General features: G+C 63.9%; 1 protein-coding gene and 1 pseudogene. Both read right to left on the bottom strand.

Translation table 11 applies throughout. From position 1 onward, the window contains the following. Positions 1–1,479: pseudogene (locus DVO78_RS13550) on the bottom strand (hypothetical protein); the annotation flags it as partial. Between the two features lie 39 nt (positions 1,480–1,518). Continuing rightward, positions 1,519–2,904 carry an FAD-binding oxidoreductase gene (locus DVO78_RS13545; RefSeq protein ID WP_120005472.1) on the bottom strand — a complete coding sequence of 462 codons (1,386 nt, stop codon included), beginning with the start codon at positions 2,902–2,904 and terminating at the stop codon, positions 1,519–1,521. Between the last annotated feature and the right edge of the window lie 615 nt (positions 2,905–3,519).

The following is a 3,519-nucleotide window of genomic DNA, read 5'->3' as shown; positions in this document are numbered from 1 at the left end:
ACTGATCGGGTTGTCGTGCTCATCGGTCAGCACCACGGTATAGGAGACCGTCTCAGCCTCAGTCGCTTCGGCCGGACCCTCGACAACCAGCGCCTCCGCCTCACCGGGCACCACAGACAGCTCGGATTCGAGAAGAGTGGTCTCCAGGTACTGAACCTCAACGTCGTAGCTGCCAGCTGCGGTCGGCGACAGGACGGGGCCGTCGGTCTCATCGCCGTTGAGTGTGACGATCACGTCCTCGGCCTCAGTGACATCGATCAGCTCACTGTCTTCGTTGAGGGCTTCGACCCTGACCGTGGCTTCCTCGCCTGCGGTGATCGTCGACGCCGACAGGCTGGCGGTCGCCAAAGTGCTATAAAGCGTCACCGGGCCGTCCTCGATACCCGTCACCAGCTCCCCGGCTGGAGCAGCCTCACGCCATCCGGTCGCGGTATACCCCTCCGGCACCTCAGGCTGGTCTGGCACGGTGGCCCCGAACGCCAGGAACTGCGACTCCTCGCGGTCCTCGTCGTCCACGCCGAGCGCGAGATCGACCAGGGTCAGCAGGTATCCGAACTCCAGCTCGAAGATCCCACTGCCGTTGGAATTCTGGTCGGTGACAGCCCGGGCGTAGAGGTCACCCGCTGGTACGGGAGTAATCGTCGGTGCGGGGGCGTTTTCCGCTGAGGCACCGTCGTTGTCAGAGTCCTCGGTGAGTACGGCATGGACCTCGAGAGAGCCCGGTTCCGACCCGTCCGCGCCCGCTCCGATCCCCGCGCCCGGGTTGATGCTGCCCTCGATGGTACCGCCCATAGCGGTCACGATGCCGCCGGTGATGACCACCTCGCCGCCATCCCCCCGGTCGCCACCGCCGATCCCCGCACCGTACAGGTGACTGGTGGCGGTCACGACGCCGCCCTCGATCCTCACGGTCCCGCCGTTGCCATACCAGCCCCCGCCGATCCCTGCACCACTGCTGAAACTGGTGGCGTTGACTGTTCCGCCGGTGATGACCACCTCGCCGCCGTCACCGGAAGCTCCGCCGCCGATCCCCGCGCCGTACAGGCCACTGGTGACGGTGAGGCTGCCGTTGTGGTTGCCAGAGGAGTCGTTGATCGCCAGTGAGGCGCCCTCGGGCACGTGGATGGCGGCGTTTCCTTCGCCTGGCCCTACAGCGTTGTTCTCGCCTGGGCCATAGATGGTCAACGCATGACCGTTCAGGTCGAGGATGAGGTGGCAATCCTCTAAGTCGAGGAATTCCTGCTCATCAATGGGAGCGGTGACGTCGCCTTCCAGCATGATCTCGCCATCACCGTCACAGGCGTCATTCACGTCCTCGAGAAATCCCGGCCATGCGTCGACGTCGGCTGCACTGACATCATCTGTGCTGAAGTCCGCGGATTCCGCCGGGGCTTCGGCGTCCCTTTCAGCCAGGGCAGGGGTGGTTCCGGCACTGAGCAGGAGAGCGGCTAAGCACAGCGCCATCACAGCACCGGCCATACGGTGAGGAAGTCGAGACAACCACATGGGTAAGAACGCTCAATTTCCGAACTCGAAGAGCCGGTTCGGGTCATAGCGTGAGCGGACCTCACTCAGTCGCTCCGCAGTCTCGGCCGGCCACAGCCGGTTGATGAACACCTCGGGCGTCGGATACCCGGCCCAGTGGTAGTTGATCTCGCTGGCGCTCCAGGGTTGCACAAGGTCACGGATCATATGACCGGCGGTCTCGACGGCCACCAGCGGTGCGACCGGTTTGATCGCCACGCCGAGCACTAGCAGCGAGAATGCCGCCCGAGTACCCCCAACCGCCGAGGGGCTGAGGTCATCGCGGACCAGCGCGCCGCCGAGGCGGCGAAGTTCCACGGCGGTGAGCACCGACTGAGCCTTACCGCCGACCTGCCCGACCAGATGCTCGATGAGGTCGTGGTCGGCCGACTCGAGCATGTCTCCCCACTCCCATACCGGCACTGGATCCGTCGGGTCAGCATGGATCTCGGCGAGGCGATCGCCGGGCAGCAGTCCGATTGTGTCGATGATCGGGGTGCCGAGAGCACGCAGAGGCGCGAGGTATGCCTCACCCTGATCACGCAGTTCATCATGGGAAGCCTCGATGTCGACGTAGGCGAAGCGCAGATGGAGCACGGTCGCACCGCCCAGCGGGCCGGGAGCCTCCGGCGGCAGGCGCAGGAAGGCGATGGATGAGTTCACCGCATCGGGCAGATCGGTCACCCAGTCCAGCCAGGCGTGTGCGAGCCGGTCCATGTCTTCAGCTCCGAAGAACAGTCCACCACCGTAGACATGCGAGAGCGGCACGGCCCGCACGGTTGCTTCGGTCACCACGCCCAGGCCTACTTTTCCACCCCGCAGCGCCCAGAAAAGGTCAGGATGGTGCTCGGCATCGGCCACCAGCACCTCACCGGCCGCATTCACCACTCGGAAGGATTCCGCATAGTCGGACGCGACGCCGAGTGTGCGGCTCAATGGCCCAATACCTCCACCGAGGAGAAGACCGACCACGCTCACGGTCGCCGCCGAGCCGCTGACAGCCATCAGTCCCGCAGCGTGGAGCTCCGGCACAACATCCTGCCAGGTCAGCCCGGCGCCCACGGTGAACCGCTGCGCCTCCTGGTCTATGGCCAGCCTGTTCAGCCGCGTGGTCTTGAGCAGCATACCCGCCTCCAGCGGACGGTAGGCGCCGTGGCCGGTGGCCTGCGGGTGCACCGTGCAGTCATGTTCCGCGGCCCAGCGGAGTATCGCCTGGACATCCGCCTCGTCTTCGGGCACAACCACGAGATCGGGACTGCTGGCAGTGAGCAGATTGAACCCGCTCACCTCACGTCGGTACCCGTGGGTGCCGCGGGTGAACACCTCGCCGCGGATCTGGTGCCCAAGACTGGTGACATCGCGGCTTTTGAACCCCTTCATGCTGTCTCCCCCTCTTTGATCACATTGTCAGCAACTAGAGGACTAAATCGTCCGGAATGCACGCGCGCCATGTTACACCATTAATCGGACCTATTAGTCCTGTACGACATGTGTTGCGAACACCGTCACAATGGGGCAATGGCGGAATCGAGTGGTGGTGGCAATGGCCTGATTTTCAGGAGTTGCAATGGGAAGCATCGAAGAGTTTCGAAGGCGGGTGCCCCGGTATGCCTCGGAGGATCTGTCGGCATATAGGCTGTTGGTAGATCAAGGTACGACAAGTACGGCAAGGCGCCCAGCAGCTGGGATTTGCCGTATGGACTGCAGCGAAGTGGCTGCACTGGGAGACCGCATCGGACAACGACGCCGCAAAGGCGCTCTACAGCTCTCGTGGCTGGGCGTATCTGGACCTCATCCGTTGGACCGAGGAAAAACATGTCAGACCTTCTGGTGCGCGTTCTCGGAAGACCTTCGGGCCCCTGACGCTGATTCAAGGCAAAATGCCGCGAAAAAGCTCGAGCAGGCGAACCTGCTCGGGCTGCTTGTGGGCACCCCCGCAACGCTATTCCAATAAATCGGTGGACGTAGCCCAACTCCGCAAGACCCTTGGTCTGG

The sequence above is a fragment of the Nesterenkonia muleiensis genome (assembly GCF_003600155.1).
Classification (GTDB): Bacteria; Actinomycetota; Actinomycetes; order Actinomycetales; family Micrococcaceae; genus Nesterenkonia; species Nesterenkonia muleiensis.
Note: the sequence above shows the minus strand (reverse complement) of the source record. Positions and strands in the feature narration are given on the sequence as shown.

Coding starts and splice junctions, on each gene's coding strand:
- DVO78_RS13545 (WP_120005472.1), bottom strand. CDS start 2,904: ATGAAGGGGTTCAAAAGCCGCGATGTCACCAGTCTTGGGCACCAGATC.